Consider the following 1,009-nt stretch of genomic DNA (forward strand, 5'->3'; position numbering starts at 1 on the left):
CTTTTTCTTTTAACGATAAACAACCCGATAATGAAAATGCGGTTATCAGAATAAGTGACGTATAAATAGACTTTTGTTTCATCATTATTATCCTTTTATATTGAGCCATAAATATTATTAAGTTGATGATAATAGTAGAGGGTTTTAATTTTAATAAAACCTTATTTTTAACTGATTTATTTATCCTATTTTAAATAAATCAGTTAAAAAGGAGATTTATATAAATCAGATTGTATTTATTCTATTGTTTTTAATTATAATTACTCATTTTTATCTTATTTATTACGTAATAGGGATTCTATACTTAATATTGGAGTGGATGATTATTTTTCTAAACGATATTCTTGACCATAATCACCTAATTTGGACATCGGTGAAATCGACGGATCACTGCAATCAAAATGGGTTTGCCCTGATGGGGTTTTCACTTCTGGTTTAGGACCTTCTGAGGTATCTGATTTTGATATTCCATTTTTTACATCTTCAATTGTATCGTAAGAGTATTTTGTCCAATTTAAATTGGATAATTGTTCATTTTGTCTATTGAAATAAGAGCTTTCTCCTTTATAGAAATGATTATCGGTAACTATAAGGGTAAAATACCCCGTTTCTTTAACAGGTCTTAATGTTATAGATCCCAGAGGTGTAACTAGCGGAACTAAATTTCCTTTAAAATACTGTAACACCGTACTTTGGCAACCATTACGACGACCAGCACAACCTTCCCAATTACTATCAACTGCTGGAAAAGCAATATTATCATCATATTGTGCGGCCCAAATTAGACGCCCGTGATAATTACAAGCTGAGCCGTTATACACTTTAAAGTGTTTTTTTGTTTTTGTGTTGTTATAAAATGTATAACCTTCACGCTTTTCATTAAATTCCTCAAGAGTAAAAAATCGGTGGTCATCAATACGATAAATGATGACAGGTGGTTTAAAGGTTTTACGTAATTCCGTTAATTGACGCTGCTCTTCGACTGCATCTTGTTTTGCTTTAATCGCGG

At 31.1% G+C, this 1,009-nt stretch carries 1 protein-coding gene; it reads right to left on the bottom strand.

The features are described from left to right. Positions 1–323 precede the first annotated feature (323 nt). Positions 324–1,009, bottom strand: a 686-nt coding sequence (locus M983_RS17640; protein WP_425415206.1) for a T6SS immunity protein Tli3 family protein, incomplete at its 5' end; no start/stop codon positions are given.

The sequence above is a fragment of the Proteus myxofaciens ATCC 19692 genome, from assembly GCF_001654855.1.
GTDB lineage: Bacteria > Pseudomonadota > Gammaproteobacteria > Enterobacterales > Enterobacteriaceae > Proteus > Proteus myxofaciens.